At 70.9% G+C, this 18,697-nt stretch carries 13 protein-coding genes; 9 read left to right on the top strand and 4 right to left on the bottom strand.

Translation table 11 applies throughout. The annotated features are described in order from the left end of the window. Nucleotides 1–3: 3 nt before the first annotated feature. From ACIO3P_RS18355 to ACIO3P_RS18385, 7 genes are all read left to right on the top strand, one after another. Nucleotides 4–387: a hypothetical protein gene (locus ACIO3P_RS18355; protein ID WP_401851448.1), complete on the top strand. Its 384-nt coding sequence runs from the start codon at nucleotides 4–6 to the stop codon at nucleotides 385–387. 590 nt (nucleotides 388–977) lie between these two features. Continuing rightward, nucleotides 978–1,385, top strand: a complete 408-nt coding sequence (locus tag ACIO3P_RS18360) for an ATP-binding protein (RefSeq protein WP_401851773.1) — start codon at nucleotides 978–980, stop codon at nucleotides 1,383–1,385. A gap of 66 nt (nucleotides 1,386–1,451) precedes the next feature. Further along, nucleotides 1,452–2,741, top strand: coding sequence for a DUF262 domain-containing protein (locus ACIO3P_RS18365; RefSeq protein WP_401851446.1), 1,290 nt, complete (start codon nucleotides 1,452–1,454; stop codon nucleotides 2,739–2,741). Next, entirely contained in the window at nucleotides 2,738–3,925 is a 1,188-nt protein-coding gene (locus tag ACIO3P_RS18370) for a DUF3696 domain-containing protein (RefSeq protein WP_401851445.1), read from the top strand. Before ACIO3P_RS18365 ends, ACIO3P_RS18370 begins: the two co-directional genes overlap by 4 nt. Nucleotides 3,926–3,972: 47 nt before the next feature. After that, nucleotides 3,973–4,917, top strand: a complete 945-nt coding sequence (locus ACIO3P_RS18375; RefSeq protein ID WP_401851443.1) for a hypothetical protein — start codon at nucleotides 3,973–3,975, stop codon at nucleotides 4,915–4,917. A gap of 108 nt (nucleotides 4,918–5,025) precedes the next feature. After that, nucleotides 5,026–11,838 carry a DEAD/DEAH box helicase gene (locus tag ACIO3P_RS18380; RefSeq protein WP_401851441.1) on the top strand — a complete coding sequence of 2,271 codons (6,813 nt, stop codon included), beginning with the start codon at nucleotides 5,026–5,028 and terminating at the stop codon, nucleotides 11,836–11,838. Then, nucleotides 11,835–14,123, top strand: coding sequence for a UvrD-helicase domain-containing protein (locus ACIO3P_RS18385; protein WP_401851438.1), 2,289 nt, complete (start codon nucleotides 11,835–11,837; stop codon nucleotides 14,121–14,123). The genes ACIO3P_RS18380 and ACIO3P_RS18385 overlap by 4 nt, the downstream gene beginning before the upstream one ends. Nucleotides 14,124–14,515: 392 nt before the next feature. Here ACIO3P_RS18385 and ACIO3P_RS18390 read toward each other — a convergent pair whose 3' ends face one another. Beyond that, nucleotides 14,516–14,734 carry a hypothetical protein gene (locus tag ACIO3P_RS18390; protein ID WP_401851437.1) on the bottom strand — a complete coding sequence of 73 codons (219 nt, stop codon included), beginning with the start codon at nucleotides 14,732–14,734 and terminating at the stop codon, nucleotides 14,516–14,518. A 4-nt stretch (nucleotides 14,735–14,738) separates the two neighbouring features. Beyond that, nucleotides 14,739–15,482, bottom strand: a complete 744-nt coding sequence (locus tag ACIO3P_RS18395; protein WP_401851435.1) for an SDR family NAD(P)-dependent oxidoreductase — start codon at nucleotides 15,480–15,482, stop codon at nucleotides 14,739–14,741. A gap of 139 nt (nucleotides 15,483–15,621) precedes the next feature. Between ACIO3P_RS18395 and ACIO3P_RS18400 the strand changes: the two genes are divergently transcribed. Further along, nucleotides 15,622–16,125: a MarR family winged helix-turn-helix transcriptional regulator gene (locus ACIO3P_RS18400; protein WP_329829068.1), complete on the top strand. Its 504-nt coding sequence runs from the start codon at nucleotides 15,622–15,624 to the stop codon at nucleotides 16,123–16,125. Between the two features lie 17 nt (nucleotides 16,126–16,142). Here the strand turns inward: ACIO3P_RS18400 and ACIO3P_RS18405 are convergent, their stop codons facing one another. After that, nucleotides 16,143–17,006 carry a helix-turn-helix transcriptional regulator gene (locus tag ACIO3P_RS18405; RefSeq protein WP_401851433.1) on the bottom strand — a complete coding sequence of 288 codons (864 nt, stop codon included), beginning with the start codon at nucleotides 17,004–17,006 and terminating at the stop codon, nucleotides 16,143–16,145. Between the two features lie 130 nt (nucleotides 17,007–17,136). On the opposite strand from ACIO3P_RS18405, the gene ACIO3P_RS18410 reads away from it, so the two are divergent. Further along, a complete protein-coding gene (locus ACIO3P_RS18410) occupies nucleotides 17,137–18,087 on the top strand; it encodes an NAD(P)-dependent alcohol dehydrogenase (RefSeq protein ID WP_401851430.1) in 951 nt (316 codons plus the stop codon). Between the two features lie 31 nt (nucleotides 18,088–18,118). Here ACIO3P_RS18410 and ACIO3P_RS18415 read toward each other — a convergent pair whose 3' ends face one another. Then, on the bottom strand, nucleotides 18,119–18,688 hold the full coding sequence (locus tag ACIO3P_RS18415) for an ABC transporter permease (protein WP_401851428.1): 570 nt from the start codon (nucleotides 18,686–18,688) through the stop codon (nucleotides 18,119–18,121). Between the last annotated feature and the right edge of the window lie 9 nt (nucleotides 18,689–18,697).

An 18,697-nucleotide genomic window follows, 5' to 3' on the forward strand; every position in this document is an offset into this window, starting at 1 on the left:
TTCATGAACGACGAGAACTTCTTCGAATCGGTAAGGGCCAGGCCGGGACTTTACGGTCTTGACGGTTCGTACAACAATGCGTTCATGTTCCTTACCGGATTCGATGTGGCTCGCTCGGGTGGCTTCCTGCGCGGATTCACCGAGTGGCTGGTCGTGCGTAAGGGTGAATGTTCCAGCTTTGGATGGCAATCGCTCGTCCTTGACGAGGCACTGCCTGACGTCGAAGCTCACGGCTGGAACAAACTGCAACAATTGACACCGAGGCAAGAGCAGAAGGCTGTGGACCTACTCCTTGCCCTTCTGCTCGAATTCATGGCATTGCGGAACGATGCAATGGCGCTGGCGCGTGTCTATTCCCAGTATCGCGCGCTACACGGTGAGGATTAACCTCAATTGTTCGAAAGGGTCCGTCGAATCCATCGGCGGACCCTTCTGCGAGATCGAGGCTCAGGCCCTTCAGTTGTAGATCACGGTGGGTGTGGTAGTTCGGTGATCTCCGGTGGCGGGTAACTGCCGTGCATGCAGGCAGAGTCTCTGGAGGTTCCGGCCGAGATCACGGATGCGGATTGGGCGGCGGAGTGGTCGGACCGGCTGGAGGAGTTGCTGCTGGAGGTCGGCGGTCTGTTCCATGTAATCGGGCCCGATCGCAGGTTGAAGCTGCCCCGCCGGACTTGTCGCCCGGCGGGGCAATCGCGGCAGCTCCCTCAGCCCGGAGCCCTGGGGGTGGGGAGCCCCGTCACTTCGGACCTCGGTCGGTGTGGGCGCGGTCGCGCATACCGCTGGAGCGTGATGCCGGTAACCGCTTCCGGCCCAGGAGTCGCCACACGCCGTGACGCGCACTGCCTACTGAATGTGCTCGTACTCTGACGATGCGTACGCGGAACGACTCTGGCGAATCACCCTGATCCGGTGCCACTTTGGGCATATGACACCACCGTTCACCCCCACAACCCCCCCCAGAGCCCGTCACCGTGCGTGTGTTCACCCAGCGGTTCAGCTCCACCCCGCGCGGAGCCCGCCTCGCCCGTCGGCTCGCGGTGTACCAGCTCGACGCCTGGGGCGTGCCGCACGGCGGCGACGCGTCCGACATCGCCGCCCTGCTCGTCGCCGAACTGGCTGCCAACGCCGTCACGCACGGCCGCGTACCCGGCAGGGACTTCGAGGTCACCCTCAAGCTCCTCGGCCGTTGCCTGCGCATCGGAGTCTCCGACACCCGGGGCGAACGCCGGCCCCCGGCCCCCGGCGCACCCCGCCCCGAGCCCCGGCCGCTCGCGGAGACCGGGCGGGGGCTGCTCCTCGTGGAGGCGCTCGCCGACCGGTGGTACGTCCTCGACCGCGTCCCCGTGGGGAAAACGGTCGTCGTCGAGCTGGACCTGCCGCGCTGACATGCGGCGACAGCGTCTATAGGGTTGGCCGGGCACGGTACCGGGCAGCGGAGGGCAACGGGGAGTATGGCTGAGGCGGCAGCGGAGCACGGCGGCGGCCGGGACGCCGGGCGGAGCAGGCCCCCGAGAACCCGGGGGTACGCCGTGCCGGAAGACGTCGACGGAGAGCGGGACGATCCCTTCCAGCCGCTGGGGCCCCGCATCGAGATTGGGTCCGACGGCCGGCCGACCGGCGTCGAGCTGGAGCTTCCCTCCGACGAGGAGGAAGGTCCGTACAGCGACGCCGACGGCATCTCCGCTCCGTTCCGGCCCGACAGCATCAGGATCGACACGAAGACCACCACCGTGGACCTGCTGCTGTCCCGGCTGCGGGAAGGCATGATCGACCTCGCTCCGGACTTCCAGCGCCGCGCCGGGATCTGGAGCGATGTCAGGCAGAGCCGTCTGATCGAGTCGCTGCTGCTGCGGATTCCGATCTCCAACTTCCACATGGCCCAGGACGACGAGGACAGGTGGGCCGTGGTGGACGGTGTCCAGCGGCTCACCGCCATCGCCCGGTTCATGGCCCCCGAGCTCACCGGCCTGGGCCCGCTGCCCCTCCGGGGCCTGGACTACCTCAGGGACTTCCACGGAAACACGTACGAGGACCTGACCGGACGGCTGAAGATCCGGCTGCGTGAGACCGAGCTCAGGCTCCACATCTTGCAGCAGGGCACCCCCGAGGCCGTCAAATACAACGTCTTCTCCCGGATCAACACCGGCGGTGTGCCACTGAAGCCGCAGGAGCTGCGGCACGCGCTGGTGCGAGGACCTGCCAGGGCGTTCCTCGCCGACCTCGCCGAGGACCCGTCCTTCGGGGAGGCCACCCGATGGAGCGTCTCGGACGAGCGCATGGCCGACCGTGAGCTGGTGCTGCGTTTCCTCGCTTTCCGTCTGACCAATCCGGCCGAGCACAGCGAAAAGGACTTCGACCATTTTCTCACCGACGCGATGTACCGGGTCAGCGATCTCGCCGAGGAGCAGCGGGCGCAGCACGCACGCGAGTTCCGGGTGGCCATGCGGCGTGCGAGGGAGCTGTTCGGGGACCACGCCTTCCGTAAGTGGTACGGCGGAACAGGCCGAGCCCCTATCAACAAGGCGCTGTTCGAGACGGTCTCCGTCAATCTCGCGCTCCTGGACAATCAGGAATGGGACAGACTGGTAGCGTCCCCGGGGAGACTGCTCGACGGGTACGTCGGGCTGATGAACGAATGGGACTTCGACCGGTCGATCTCCACCGGCACCGGGGACCCGGCGAAGGTCCGCACCAGGTTCCAGTACATGGGACGGTTGTTCCGGGGGGTAGCCGCACAGTGATCGACCGTTTGACCCTGCACAACTTCAAGGCGTTCCGGGACACGTCCCTGCTGCTCGGCCCGCTCACCCTTCTCACCGGGCTCAACTCGTCCGGCAAGAGCAGTGTTCTCCAGGCCCTCGCGCTGTTGCGACAGTCACGTGAGGCAGGAGACCTCCAGGACCCCTGGTACCTGCCCGAAATGCGACGCGCCGGACTCCGTACCGGCGCCGTCAACCAGGGCTTCCTGCTCAACGGTGAACTCGTCGGTCTCGGCACCGGAGATGACGTCCTGCACGAGGACTTCACGGAGGACGAGGCCCGGATCAGCCTGGGGGTCGACGAGGGGCCGTACCGCTACGAGTGGACCGTGGAGTACGAAGCCGAGCAGAACCTGCTGCCGCTACTCGACGCGGACCTTCCGTTCATCTCGGAGGGACGCGACCGTCCGACCGGCCCCGAGGATCTGGCCCCGTCCTTCCTCACCGGTCCCTTCCAGTACCTGCACGCCGACCGGGTCTCACCCGCCGAGTTCTACCCGCGCGACCATCACGCCGCCATCGGTCGCGGCTTCCTCGGTGTACGGGGCGAGCACACCGTCAACTTCTTGCGCCACCACGCCGAGGACCGTGTCACCGGCGGCCCGCTGCGCCACCGGGGCGCCGCCTCCGACCGTCTGCTCGACCAGGCCGCTGCCTGGATGGGCGACCTGTGCCCTGGGGTGGACATCGAGGCGCACACCATCGAGGGCGCCGACGCCGTCCGCCTCTCGTACGGGTTCCAGGGGTCCCTCGGTCCCACCAAGCGACGCCGCCCCAGCAACGTCGGCTTCGGCCTCACCTACGTCCTGCCCGTCGTGGTGGCCTGCCTCACCGCACGCCCCGGCTCCCTCGTCCTCCTGGAGAACCCGGAGGCGCACCTGCATCCTCACGGGCAGACCCGGATGGCCGCGCTTGCCGCCGCGGCCGCCGCGGGGGGCGCGCAGGTGATCATGGAGACGCACAGCGACCACGTCATCAACGGGGTGCGGCTCGCTGTCAAGCAGGGACGGCTCGCCCCCGAAATGGTGGTGTTCCACTACTTCCGTGGCGACGGTACCGGCGTGGAGGTCGTCAGCCCGCAGGTCAACCGGGCCGGCAAGCTCGACCAGTGGCCCGACGGGTTCTTCGACGAGCTGGAGAACACGCTCGACCAGCTCATCGGCTGACACCCGCCTGGGGAGGGCGGGGGCGAGGCGCACACCAAGGGGGAGACGTGCCGCAGCTGTTCCTGAACGAGAAGTCCTGTGAGACGACGGGCGGACCGGACCAGGTCAACCGCGCCATGACCAGGATGGTCGAGGCGGTCCTCGCCATCCGCCAGAAGGATCCGAAGGGCACGGCACTGGTCACCCACGCGGACTCCCTGATGGCGTTGCAGCTGGCCCAGGGGCATCCCATCAGCAAGTGGATGGGGGTGCCGGGTACCGAGGAGCTACGGGTGCTGCTGAAGAGAATGGAGGACAAATCGCCCTACGAGACGGTCTTCCCCGAGGGCGAGACCTTCTCCGACATCGGGTACCGCCATGAAGAGGAGACGGTGCGCGGGCTCGGTTTCGCACATCTGCTGGGTGGCATCGGCATCTCCCTTCCGCTGGAAGCCCGTTGGGACGCCGACCGGCTCACCCTGGTCCAGGAACGGCTCGTGGACGACGAGGAGACGGGCTCCGCGCTCACCGAGGTAGAGGTCCGGCACGCCGCCGGAACCGAGCATGTCGCCCCCCACCTGCGCTGGATCTCGCGCGGGGCGGACTCCGTACGGCAGAAGGCCATCGAGGGTCTGCGCTCCGGCACCGAACTGTGGAGCCTGCGGTCGGACCTCTTTCCGCTTCTCCAGTTCACGTCCCTCGCCGAGCAGTACTTCGCCGAACTGCCCGAGGTGTGGGTGCGGCCGGTGGGCGAGCGGCTCGGAGAGCTTCACGACGCGGTCGACGACTGGGACCCGGCCCGTCAGCCCATCTGCCCCCAGTGGCGTTCCTACGTCCGGACCGAGTTCGAGGCCCGGCGGCGTCTGTGCTGGTTCCCCGACGACGACGGTGAGAACCGGCTGTTCGACTGGCACTGCGACTTCCTTCCCTCGCCGGGCCGGATGCACTTCCGGCTGATCCATGAGGAGCGCACCCTGCGCATCGCGTACGTCGGGCGGAAACTCGGCAAGTGATCCGCCCCGGGCCCCGCCCGGCCGCCCCGTTACCGTAGGGCGGTGAACGGGCACCCCACGGCCTGCCCGGCTCTCTCCGGTATCACCAGCACCAAAGGAGGACCGCGCGTGCGTCCCACCCTCGCCGCCGACCAGGTACGGGCCAGCCTGAGCCAGTACCTCGCGACGACGTACGCGCTCGCCGACGAGTCCACCCGCGGCGCCCTGGAGGGGTTCCTCGGCGACGCCCAGGACGGCATCTTCCGCGGCCCCTACCTCCGCGTCCGTACACCCTTCAGGACCGCCGGGGGCGAGGACTGGAAGCGGCACCTGACCTGGCACCCCGACCTGACCCCGTACCGGCACCAGGAACTCGCCTGGGAACGGCTGTCGACCCTGCACGGTCCGGCGCGGCCGACCCTCGTCACCACCGGTACCGGATCCGGCAAGACGGAGTCGTTCCTGGTCCCGCTGCTCGACCACTGCTACCGGGAACGGCAGGCCGGGCGGGAGGGTGTCAAGGCGATCCTGCTCTACCCGATGAACGCCCTCGCCACCGACCAGGCCCACCGCATCAACAAGCGGCTCGACGACAAGAAGGACACCCGGCTGCGCGACGCGGGCGTGCAGGCCGCGCTCTACATCGGGGACAAGCCGTCCCAGGAGTTCAAGCAGTCCAACCCCAGGATCGCCGTCGACCGGGACGAGATCCGGCGGACCAGGCCGGACATCCTGATCACCAACTACAAGATGCTCGATCTGCTCCTGCAACGACCCGAGGACCAGCGGCTGTGGCAGGATTCGGCGCTCGCGTACGTCGTCCTCGACGAGTTCCACACCTACGACGGCGCCCAGGGCACGGACGTCGCCATGCTGCTGCGTCGCCTCGGGTCGGTCACCGGGCTCGCCGAACCCGGACGGCCCCTGGGGCCGGTCTGCCCCGTCGCCACGTCGGCCACCCTCGGCGAGAACGGCATGGGGGGCACCGGCGGCAGCGGCTCCGGCCGGACCGGGCGGGGCGCGGCCACGCGGCCGGGCGGCGGACCCGGCATGCTGGAGGTCGCCGAGCAGGTTTTCGGCGTGCCCTTCCCGCCCGATTCGGTCGTCGGCGAGGAACGGCGGTCCACCAAGGACTTCACCGGCGAGAGCGACTTCACCCTGCCGTTCCCCTCGCCCGAGGAAGTCGCCGAACTCGGCGACCCGACCCGCGACCCGGGCGCCATGGACAACCTCGTCGCCGCGTTCAGCGGGCGGAGCGGAGCGAGCGCCGAGGAGCTCGGGGCCGTCCTGCGCCGCCACCGGCTGACCGCAGCCGTCCTGGAGATCCTCGACGGCACCCCCAGGACCCTCGCCGAGATCACCGAGGTGCTTCCCCGCTACGCCTACCACTGGGGCGTGGCCGTGCAGCAGAGGCCGCGCGTCGCCGCCCAGGCCCTCGCCCGCTACATCGCCCTCCTGTCATACGCCCGCGACCCGGAACACCCCGGACGGCCGCTGCTGTCCATCGAGATCCACCACTGGGTGCGCTCGGTCTCCCGTGTGCTGCGGGGCATCAGCGCGGCACGCGCCGAGTTCCGGTGGGACGACGAACGGGTGACCTCCGGCGGCGCACTGGCCCGCAAGGACCCGGACCCGGCCGGCCGGCCGTCCCCGTACGACGGTGAGGGGCCCGCCGTACCGCTCGACGCGGCCGAGCAGGCCGCCGTACCGGCCGACGACAGCGCGCCGCCGCCCGCCGAGGTCTTCCTGCCGGCGGTGTTCTGCCGTGAGTGCGGACGCTCCGGCTGGGCCGCGTACTCACCGGAGGTCGACCCCGCCGACCTCGAACTGAACGCCACGAAGATCCGCCGCGCCTCCGTCGGACGCGACAAGCGGCGGGTGCGCAACATGATCGCCGCGACCCCGCGGGAGGTGTACGAGGCCGCCTTCGGTGCCGGGACGGAACGCCGGCGCGGCGGACCCGCCGTCATGGTGCTGGAAGGCAACGGCGGACGGCTGCGCCCGCTGTCCCCCGAAGGCGACTTCACCGCCCCGGCGGACGGCGGGGGGCCGCGCCGGCCCGGACCCCTCCACAACGCCGCGTTCGTCCACGCCGACCTCGACGGCGAGCGCGCGGCCGAGCGCGACCAGTGCCCCGCCTGCCGCACCTTCAACTCCATCCGCTACCTCGGCACCGGGCTCGCCGCGCTCGCCGCCGCCGCCATCACTCAGCTCTTCACCGGCGGCGAGCTCGACAAGAACAAGGGGGAGAACAAGACCCTTCTCTTCAACGACTCCGTGCAGGACGCCGCCCACCGCGCCGGATACGTCGCGAGCCGCTCGTACACGTTCTCGCTGCGCGCACTGCTCGCCAGTCGCATCGGTGAGGACACGCCGATCACCCTGAACGACCTGGCCGCCGACCTGATCGCGGACGTCGTCGACAGCAAGGCGGTGCAGGCCGCCGTCATCCCGCCCGACCTGCACCTGGTCCGCGGCGTCGACACACTGCTCTCCGGCCGCAGCCGTGGTTCCCGGCCCACCTGGGAACTGATCGCACAGCGACTGGCGTTCGCCACCGTCATGGAGTTCGGCCTGCGGTCCCGTCAGGGCCGCACCCTGGAACTGACCCGCACCATCGCCGCCGACGTACCCCTCCACGACCCGGACGCCGTGGCGGACCTCGTACGGGAGATCCTGCTCACCACGCCGGGAGAGATCGCGCTGCCCGACGGTACGGTGCCCGGCCCCGACCGGTACACCGGCTTCGTCCGGGGCCTGCTGGAGCGGATGCGCGTCCGGGGCGCCGTCCGGCACGCCTGGCTGGACCCCTGGCTGGACCAGGCCGGGGTACGCCGATGGGCGATCTGGGGCGGACGGGAAACCGGGACGCCGGCCTTCCCCCGGGGCGTCTCCGCGCCCGCCTTCCTGCTCGGCACCCCCAAACAGGGCAGCGAGGACTTCGACGTTCTCACCGGACGGCTCGGCTGGTACCAGGACTGGGCCGTACGCGCCCTGGGGCTGCGCCCGGAGGCAGCGGCCGTCTTCCTGGCCCGGCTGCTGCCCGCGCTGGCCGACACCGGCGTCCTCTCCGCGCGCACCGCGCTCGACGGCGCCACCCGCGTCTACGGACTCCAGCCCGGTCACATCCAGGTCCGCGGGCTCGCCGACGACACCTTGCCCGACGCCACCGCGCACTGCCCACGCTGCTTCTGGGAACAGACCATCCACCCCGACCTGGCCGACCTGTGGCACGGACAGCCGTGCCCCCGCTACCGCTGCGGGGGCACCCTCGGCACCGGCCGTGACCTGGACAGCGGGCTGCGGCAACGGGACTTCACCGACGACTTCTACCGGCGCATGTACCGCGAGGCCGGCGTCTTCACCATCAACACCGCCGAGCACACCGGCACGCTCACCCGCGCCAAGCGCGAGGCGGTGGAGAAGGCGTTCCGGGAGGGCACCGGCGTCCACTACGCCAACCCCCAGGTGCTGTCCTGCACCCCCACCCTCGAACTCGGCATCGACATCGGTGACCTGTCGGCCGTCGTCCTCGCCTCGCTGCCGAAGGGGCCGGCCAACTACATCCAGCGCGTGGGCCGGGCGGGCCGCGCCACCGGCAACGCGTACCTGCTCACCCTGGTCGACCGGGGTCCGCGCGACCGCTACTACCTCGAAGATCCCCGGCTCATGATCGCCGGGGAGGTGCTGCCGCCCGGCTGCTACCTGTCCGCGGCCGAGATCCTGCGCCGCCAGTACCTCGCCCACCTCCTCGACCTCGCGGGCGCCGGACGGCTGACCGCCCCCGACGGGACGCCCCTGCGACCGCTGCCAGGACGCGCCACCGAGCTGTTCGGGGCCTCGGCCTGGCAGGCCGAGTTCGCCGAAGCCGCGCTCGCCGCCGGACCACGGCTCGTGCGGGGCTTCCTGGACCTGTTCCCCCCGTACGACGAGAGCCGCGGTACCGGCGTCAGTCCGCAGGCCCGCGACGCCCTCATCACCTACGCGACCGAATCCGGCGAGCAGGGGCTGGACGGTGCCCTGGACGCCGCGTGCCGACGCTGGGAGGACCGCCGCGCCGACCTCCAGCGCCGGACCGAGGCCATCGACCGGGCCCACGGACTGCTCGTCGCCGGCGACCCCGACCAGGAACGCCAGGGACGCGAACTGCGGGCCGAACGCCGGGACGTGGCACGTGTCTCCCGGGAGATCAGCCGCACCACCGCGCACGGCGCCCTGGTCGATCTCGGCCTGCTGCCGAACTACAGCCTGATCGACTCGGCCACCGAACTGGAGGCCACCCTCACCTGGTCGGAGAAGACCGCCGAGAACAACCGCACGAACCACAGCAAGACCCTCCGCCACAGCCGTCCCGCACGCCTCGCCCTCTCCGAGTTCGCCCCCGGCAACCACTACTACACCCAGGGCTACAAGCACCGCGTCACCGGACTGGACATCGGCAGCCCCGGCCGCCCTGCCTGGCTCTGGTGGCGTATCTGCCCCGACTGCGGCCACGTCCGCACCCACCGTGCCGAGGACGACACCACACTCTGCCCCCGCTGCCGGTCCGCGGCCATCGGGGACGTGGGCTGCCTGCACAAGGTCCTCGTGCCGCGCCGCGTCACCTCCCGGGACGAACGCGACGACGTCCGCGTACGCGACGACAGTGACGAGCGGGAGAGGCGCCACTACACCGTCGTTCCCGCCGTGGACATCGACGCGTCCGACGTCGAAGAGGCGTGGAAGCACGAACACGTCACCTTCGGCTGGGAGTTCACCCGCCAGGCGCACATCCGCCACCTCAACGTCGGAGCCACCCGGGTGGACGGCGGTGCGGAGGCGCCCTTCGCCGGGCAGGAGGTCCGCCTCAACCCCTTCTGGGTCTGCGACGCGTGCGGCTTCGCCGATCCGGACGGCGGACCCGCCGCGCACGACGCCGGCGACACGGCGGCACACGCCAAGTACCACCGGCCCTGGTGCCCCAAGCGGCGCGCCGGAGCCGACGCCGCACGACAGGGCGAACGGGTGCTGCTCGCACACGAACTGCGCACCGACGCACTGCGTATCCTCATCCCCGCCGTCACCGCGTACACCCGGGAACGGCTCACGTCCTTCAAGGCGCTGCTGCTGGCCGGTATCGCCCGCAGCTACGGCGGCGACCCCGACCACCTCGCGGTCGTCACCGACTCCATGCCCGAGGAAGGCGGCGAGGCCCCGCTCCGCCGCCACTTCCTGGTCCTGTACGACACGCTTCCCGGCGGCACCGGATATCTGCACCGCCTCGCCGGCCAGGACGGTCTCAAAGGTGTCCTGGAGGACGCCCGACAGGTGATCGAGACGTGTGTGTGCGTGGGCCAGGGCCGGCCCGCGTGCCACCGCTGCCTGCTACGGCACGTCACCGGCAGCGAGTACGAACTCGTCTCCCGCGAGCACGCTCTCGACATGCTCGGCGACCTGTTCGGCCGTACCACGGACCGCTGGAGCGTCGGACCGGTCGCCACCACGCGGGACATCACCCTGGTGCACCAGGTGGAGAGCGAACTGGAGGCGCTCTTCCGGCGCGGGCTGCTGGAATGGGCCGAACGCGTGGACGACGTCAGCGTCCGTACCGCGCTCACCGCCGACGGCACCAGGGACACGACCCTGCGCTTCACCGCGCCCGACGGTACCGTCCGCGGCTGGCAGATGGAGACTCAAACCCCGCTCGGTTTCACGCGGCCGGACGTGGTCTTCCGCAGCACCGACGACGACCGCCGGGTGGCCGTCTATCTCGACGGATACCGGTACCACGCGAGCCCCGAGCACCTCACCGCCGAGGCCGACGCGGTGAAGCGCACCCGGCTCCGCGCCGAGGGCTGGCAGGTCTTCCAGCTCACCTGGGACGACGTACAGGCGTGGGCCGGACGGACCAGGCCCCAGGCCGACCCCGTGTGGAAGCCGTACCCGAACACCGCGCAGAAGACGGCCATGGACGTCCACCGGCGCATGCACGCCGGAGACACCCGTGACCTGCCGCGACTGGTGTGGGCCAACCCGGTCGAGACCCTGATCGGTTACCTCACCGACCCGGACCCCGACGCCTGGCGTCGCCGCACCCAGAGCACGCTCGCGGGCTTCGCCGCCGTGTCGGCGACCAGCAGGGCCCTGGCCGACGGCGAGGAGACCGGACGCAGGATCAGCGAGGCGCTGCACGGGCACCGGCTGGCCAAGGGACAGGGCGCCGTCCAGGTCATGGCGACCCGGGACGCGTCGGGATGCCCGCTCACCATCGCGCTCGACCTGCGCAGGGGACAGAACGGAGCGGCCTGGACGGCACTGACCGTCCTCGACGACAGCGCGGACACGGTCATCGCCGACGAAGCCGCCCACCGCAGACGCTGGCAGGCCTGGCTCTACTGGAGCAACCTGCTCCAGTTCCTCGACGCGGGGGAAGGGGACGGGGTCCAGCTCACGACCGGCATGCTGCCCGGATTCGACCCGGCCGAGCTGGCGGTCACCGGCGGAGCCGGATGGCTCACCTCCCAGCGGCGGAAGCACGAACCCGTGGTGGACGGGGAGCGGGCGGAGGCGGAGCGGCAGAACGAGGCGGAGGCACCGGCGGTCTCACGCGACCCCGCCTGGGACGAGGTCATCGAGTTCCTCGTCGACGATCCCGGCCTGCCCGCCCTGGCCCGGACCCTCGCCGACCGGGGCCTGCCCGCACCGGAGGCCGGCTACGAGCTGGGAGAGGCCGCCTGGCCCGCCGAACTCGCCTGGCCCTCCCAGCGTGTCGGCGTCGTCCTCGCGCACCGCCCGGACCCGGTGACCCAACGGGACATCGACGCCGAACAACGGGACCAGTCCTACCGGGACGCAGGCTGGCAGGTCCGTACCGCAGCGCAATGGGACGCCGATGAACTCGCCGCGCTGGTGAGCGACGACGCGGCCAGGGTGACGCACGACCACGAGGAGAACGAACGATGACGGTCACCGGCGTGCCGAGGACGGGCGTGACGCTGCGCCTGCTGGACAAGGCCGACAAGGAAATCGTGAAACTGGACCGGGCGGTCCTGGGAGCGTTCTACAAGTTCCAGCACGACTTCCGCCGTAACCCCGACGCCGGCGGCTTCGACCTCAAGCAGCTGGAAGGCCACGACCGGCTCTGGTCCGCACGCGTCAACCGCGAGTGGCGGGCCCTGATGATCCGCCTCGGCGGCGACGACTGGCTGCTCGTCTCGGTCAAGCACCGCGGCCACGTCCACAAGAACCTTGACCGCTTCAACTACGGCATCAACCACATCACCGGCGCCATCGAGTACGTCGACCTCCAGGTCGTCGAGGAGAGCGTGCTGCGCCGGGGACTTACCCCGCCCGCCGCTCCCGCCCCGGCTCCGACGCCCCTCCCCGCTCCGGAACCGGCCCGGCCGCAGCCGTCGGAAGAGCCCCTTTTCGCCGCGTACACCGACGAACAGCTCGCGGACCTCGGCGTCGCCGGACCGCTCATCCCGATCGTCCGGAAGCTCACCACGGACGACGAACTGCTCGGTCTCGCCGAGTACGCGCCCCGCCACACCGGGGAAGTCCTCCTGCGGTTGCGCGACGGCGTCCCGTACGAAGCGGTCATGGAACAGGTCACCGCGCCCGTCGCGGTGACCGGGACGGAGCAGCGCCCCGACTCCGACGACTGGCAGGCGGCCGTCGACCGCTCCCAGTCCGTGGTGATCACCGACGACGAATCCCTGCAGAGCATTCTGGAGGAGGGCGACTTCGGGCGGTGGAAGATCTTCCTGCATCCCACCCAGGAAAAGCTGGTCCACCGGCGCTACTCCGGCCCGGCCCGGGTCGGCGGCGGGCCGGGAACGGGCAAGACGATCGTCGCCCTCCACCGCGTGTGCCATCTGGTGCGAAAGCTCCCTCCCGGCCGCGACAAGCCCGTGCTGCTCACCACGTTCAACCGGAATCTCGCTGCCGACCTGCGGGCCCGGCTCCTCTCGCTGGGCGGACCCGACGTGCTGGCCAGGGTCGACATCGCCCACGTCGACCAGCTCGCCACCCGCATCGTCAGTGAAGCCGACCCGGGCAACGCGAAACGGCGGATCGACGACACGTCGGCGCTCCGTGAATGGCGGGAACTGCTGGTGGAGGCGGGGGAGAACCGCTGGAGCGCCGAGTTCCTCGGCGACGAGTGGAACCAGGTCATCCTCGGCCAGGCCGTGACCTCCCGGACCGACTACTTCACCGCACGGCGTGCGGGCCGGGGCCGCAGCGTCACCCGAGCCGAACGCGCCGGTATCTGGCAGCTCGCCGAACGTTTCACCCAACGGCTGGAGACCAAGGGGCTGGAGACCCACCGTCAGGTCGCGGAGCGGGCGGCTCGGTTGGAGATGGCTCGCAAGTCCAAGATCGACAGGCGGTCTGAGGAACGCGAGGAGCGAGGCGGCCTGGACAACATCCACGTCGAGGCCGGTTCCGGGGCGTGGCTGCGCTACCGGTACCGGTACATCGTGGTCGACGAGGCCCAGGACCTTAGCGCCGCCCACTGGAAGATGCTGCGCGCCATGGTGCCGTCCGAGCCCGACGACATCTTCCTCGTCGGCGACACGCACCAGCGGATCTACGACAACCAGGTCACGCTCGGCAGCCTCGGCGTCCACATCCGCGGCCGGTCCTCCCGGCTTACGCTCAGCTACCGCACGACCCGGGAGATCCTCCGCGACGCCATCCGCGTCCTGGGCGACGCCGACTACGACGACCTCGACGGCGCCGCCGACACCCTCGCCGGGTACCGCTCGGTCCTCCACGGCCTGACACCGTCGCTGCGCGGTGCGCGCAGTTGGGACGAGGAGATGGACCTGGTCGTGGAGCAGCTGCGGGCCTGGCACGACGTGCCCCGTGAGTCCACGGCGATCTGTGTCCCGACCAACGACATGGTCACCCAGCTCGCCGACCGTCTTGAGCGACGCGGCATCACGCCGACGGAGATCACACAGGACGGGCCGCGGAGCGATCAGGGAGTCCACATCGGCACCATGTACCGCTTCAAGGGACTGGAGTACCGCTGTCTGATCATCGCCGGGGCGGCCGAAGGGCTCGTACCCCGCGCTTCCGTGGACGCCTGGGAGCGCACGGACCCGAGCCGGCACCAGCGAGAACTGCACCGGGCGCGCTCGCTGCTCTTCGTCGCGGCGACCCGGGCCCGTGACGCACTCGCCATCACCTGGCACGGTGAGCCGAGCCGCTTCCTGGCACCTTTGCTTCAGCTCCGGTGAAAGGGGTCGCACTCCCGCCGACGCCACAGAGAGTTTGGCGCTCGACGCAGGTAGGCGTATGCACCCTGAAGACAGGTCACGTGCTTGGAAAACACTTGGCGAGGGAGGGGCATGGTACGGGTCGTCACTGACCTGGGCGAACGTGCTCGGTGACTGGCCCGTCCGGAAAACGCGGGGCACGGTCACCGCCGACCAAGCCGTCCACCGCATGCCCTTGAGGCCATCTAGGTCTCCTCAATGGCCTCGCGGCGCCCACCACATGGAAGTGGTCCGTCACGGTGTGGGCGCTGTCGGCTGGTTTGGGTGACCTTGAGTCTCCTCGTACCTCGTCGCGCCGCCTGTGCTGGGACGGTGCTGGGATGCCGGTGAGGCTTCCTCGATTGCTCAGGCATTCAGGTGAGGAATGCGGTCACCGTCCTGGTGAACCAGTTGGCGTCTTCCTCGGCGACGAAGTGCCCGGTGGGGGCGATGGCGGCCTGCACGTTGGTTGCGTGGGGGGCCAGGGCCTGTGCGGTGGTGTCGCCGGATTGGGTGGTGCCGATGGCCAGGATGGGCATGGGGAGGGTTCGCTGGGCGAGCAGGGTGCGGTTTTCGCGTCCGTCCGCCAGCATCTCCTCAGGCGGGCAGGGCGCTGAGCTCGCCGCCGTCGGCGAACAGGATGGCGCCGTTGACGTAGGAGCTGGCCGGGCCGACCAGGAACGAGACGATCTCGCCGGGGTCACCGGCACGCCCGCGCGCGTTGGTCCTGTCCAGCATGGCGGTGTTCTCGCCGAGCATCGCCTTCGTGCCCTCGGTGCGCACGGGGCCCGGCGAGACGGTGTTGACCCGTACGCCGGAGGCACCGAACTCGGTCGCCCAGTAGCGGGTGAGGATCTCCGCGCCCGCCTTGGAGGCCGCGTAGGCGGCACCAACCGGGGCGGGCATGCGCGCCGCGTTGGAGCCGACGATCACGATCGAGCCCTGGCCGCGCTCGGCCATGCCCGGTGCCAGGGCGCCTACCAGGAGGAAGGGAGCACGGGTGTTCACCGCGATCTGACGGTCGAAGGTCGCCGCGTCCGTCGCCGCTGTGGGAGCGAAGTCGTACAGGCCCGCGTTGTTCACCAGAACGTCCACGGCGCCGGCCTCGGCGGCCAGGCGCAGCGTGTCGGCGGCGTCGGTGAGGTCGGCGGCGATGAATCGGGCGGTGCCGCCCTCGGCGGCGATCTCCGTCACCAGGGCTTCGCCCCGGGCCTGGTCCCGTCCGTGCAGCACGACCTGGGCACCCTGGCGGGCCAGGTTCTGTGCGACGGCCTTGCCGATGCCCGCCGTCGCTCCGGTCACGAGCGCGGTGCGGCCCCGCAGAACAGTGCTGATGCTCATCGAAGTTCTTCCTTGCCGTGGTGGTCAGGGGGCGTCCGCGCCGATCACGCGCCATGACGCCGACGCCCAACCACTATGCACTCAAGATGTTCTGTTCACGAGAACATCTGTGATCGCGCGCATGGGTTAGGCTGGGCCGGTGAGCGCATCCATGTCCGAACAGAAGAAGCCGAACGGCCAGGCCGAAGAGCCGGCGCTCGACACCGACCTGGGCTGGGCGATCCGTATGGTCTCCTCGGCGTTCCGCCGCGTGGCCACCGAATCCGTCGCCGCGCTGCCCGGCGGCGCGCGTGCCTACCTCGTCCTCGTCGCCCTCGCCGCCGGCGAGCCACCCTCACAGCTCGCCCTGGCCAAAGAGGTCAGCCTCGACCGCACCGTGATGACCTACCTGCTCGACGACCTCGAAGCGCACGAGTTGGTGACCCGCAGGCCCGACCCCCGCGACCGCCGCGCCCGGCAGGTCCTCATCACCGACACCGGACGCGCCCGCCTCGGCCAGGTGCGGCAAGACCTCGCCGCCGCCGAGGGGCGTCTGCTCGTCGACCTCGACGACCATGACGCCGCACAGCTCCGCACCCTTCTCTCCCGCGTCGCCCGGACCGCCCAGCGTGAGGCGATCGCCCCGGACGAAGAGGGCTGCTGACGCGAACTCGCGGTGGGTCAGCCGCTGTTGAGCAGGCCGGCCAGCAGGTGGAGTCGCTCGGCGTCGGGGCCGTCTTCGGGGGTGGTGCAGACGATGAGCATCGGGCCCGGGGTGCCCGGCATCGGGTAGGCGTCCCAGTCGAGGTTCAGCTCTCCGACCAGGGGGTGGTCGACGCGTATCTGGCCCCGGGTGGGTTCCTCGACGTCGTGGCGGGCCCACAGGGTCGCGAACTCGTCGCTGCGGACGGCGAGTTCGCCCACCAGTTGGACGGCGCGCGGGTGTCCGGGGTCGGCGGTGACCTGCGTGCGCAGCATCCCGGTCAGCTCTGCGACCGTGGCCGCCCGCTCCGGGCAGGTCCGGTCGGCCTCGGGGTGCAGGAGCAGGGAGAGCAGGTTCCGGTCCGCCTGGGGTTGCTGGGTGAAATCGCCGAGCAGCGTGCCGGCGAGCGGGCTCCAGGCCAGTACGTCCAGGAAGCGGCCGACGACCAGGGCGGGCGAGGTCATGGTGCGCAGCAGCCGCAGTGTGGTGTCCGGCACCTCCTCCGGTACGTACGAACGCGGCCGGCGGGCCGGGGTACGCGCGGCGGCGGCGAGGCTGTGCAGGTGCCGGGACTCCTCGGCGGAGAAGTTGAGGGCGCGGGCGAGGGCGTCCAGGACCTGGTCGGAGGGGCGGACGTCGCGTCCCTGCTCCATGCGCTGGTAGTAGTCCGCGCTCACTCCGGCGAGCAGGGCCAGTTCCTCGCGCCGCAGCCCGGCGACGCGCCGCCTCGGGCCCGGGACCAGGCCGACGTCCTCGGGCCGCAGTCGGGTGCGGCGGGTGCGCAGGAACTCGGCGAGTTCGCGGCGGGGGTCGTCGCTCAGGGCGAGGGGTGCGTCGGTCACGGCGACAGTATGCGCCCGGCGCGACCGGTGAGGGTGGGTCCGGCGGTCCCAGGAAAAGGCGAACGACCGTGATGTCGGGTGCGGGGTCCAGTATCGGATCCGTACCGGCCCACCACGGAAGGACAGCGCCATGAAGGCCGCCCAGATCACGAGTTACGGCACAGCGGACGTCCTGCGGGTCAACGACGTGGACCGCCCCGCTCCCGGCCCCGGGGAGGTGCTGGTGTCGGTCGAGGCGTCCAGTGTGAACGGACACGACGTGATCGTCCGCGCGGGCGGGCTGAAGATGGTGTCGGGACGCCGGTTCCCGATCGGTGTGGGACTGGACTTCGCGGGCACCGTCGTCACGACCGGCGCCGATGTCGCGGGTCACCGGGCCGGGGACCGGGTGTGGGGCATGGTGCATCCCCGGCAGCGGCACATCACCGCCGGTGCGGCCGAGTACGTCGTGGTGGCCGCGGACCGGATCGCGCACGCCCCGGAAGGCGTCTCACCGGTCGAGGCGGCCTCCCTGGTCGTCGCGGGCTCCACGGCGCTGATCGCGCTGCGCGACAGCGTGCACCTCGCGAGCGGGGAACGGGTCCTGGTGCGGGGCGCGGCCGGCGGGGTCGGCACGGCCGCCGTACAACTGGCGCACGCGCTGGGCTGCCATGTGACGGCGCTGGCCCGCGACCGCCACGCGCCGGTCCTGACCGGTCTCGGCGCCGACGAGGTCCTCGACCACCGCTCCACCACCTCGGACCGGATCGGCCCCTTCGACGTCATCGTCGACACCGTCGGCTCGGAACTGAACTGCTACCGGAGCCGGTTGGCCCAGGGCGGCCGGATGGTCACCGTCGCACTGTCCGCGCCGGCCCTGGCCGCGATCGCGGCGTCGAGCGTGTACGGTCCGCGCCGCATCCGTACCTTCAGCGCCAACCCCGACACCACCGTGCTCCGTGATGTGGCCGGCCAGGTCAGGTCGGGTGCGCTGCGCCCGGTGGTCGACGGCGTGTACCCGCTCGCGGACATCGCCGCGGCGCACGAGGCGTTCGAGCGCGGCGGCGTCGTCGGCAAGCAGGTGCTCGCGGTGTCCGCGTAACTCCGCCGTGCTCCCACGCGAGTGGGGCGGGTCAACGGGGGGCGAGGCGGCGGCGTTCGAGGACCGCGGCGAGGGCGTAGGCGCCGCCACCGGCGAGGGTGAGGGTCCAGTAGAGGCCCGGGGTGCCGAGGAGGAGCGCCGTGGTGGAGGTCAGGGCGAGCCAGGTGCCGAGGCCGTAGTGCAGGAGGTTGCGGCGTGCGGCGCCCTCGGCGAGGTAGAGCAGGCCGACGACGAGGCCGGAGCCGGTGGGCCAGAGCAGGGCCGGGAGATCGGGGGCGCCGAGGCTGTTCGTCAGGCCGGTGATGGTGAGGAACAGGGCGGCGAAGGCGACGACCCAGGCGGCCCCGAGCATTTTGCCGGAGAGGATCTCGTCGGGGTCGGTAGCGGCGCGCTGGGCGCGCCCGGCGGCGACGGTCGCGATGACGGTGCCGGCCGCGAGCCCGGTTCCGAGGAGCGTCATCGGCAGCCAGTCGGGCAGGTCGAGCAGGGGGCGGGCGCCCTGGGAGACCGCGGCGGCGCCGTGGCCGAGCACGTAGGCGAGTCCGAAGCTGATGTAGGTCGCGCGGTTGTCGACCTCTCCCGGGGGACGTGTGGCGGCCACGGACCTGGG

The organism is Streptomyces sp. NPDC087310, assembly GCF_044744405.1.
In the GTDB taxonomy this organism is placed as follows: Bacteria; Actinomycetota; Actinomycetes; order Streptomycetales; family Streptomycetaceae; genus Streptomyces.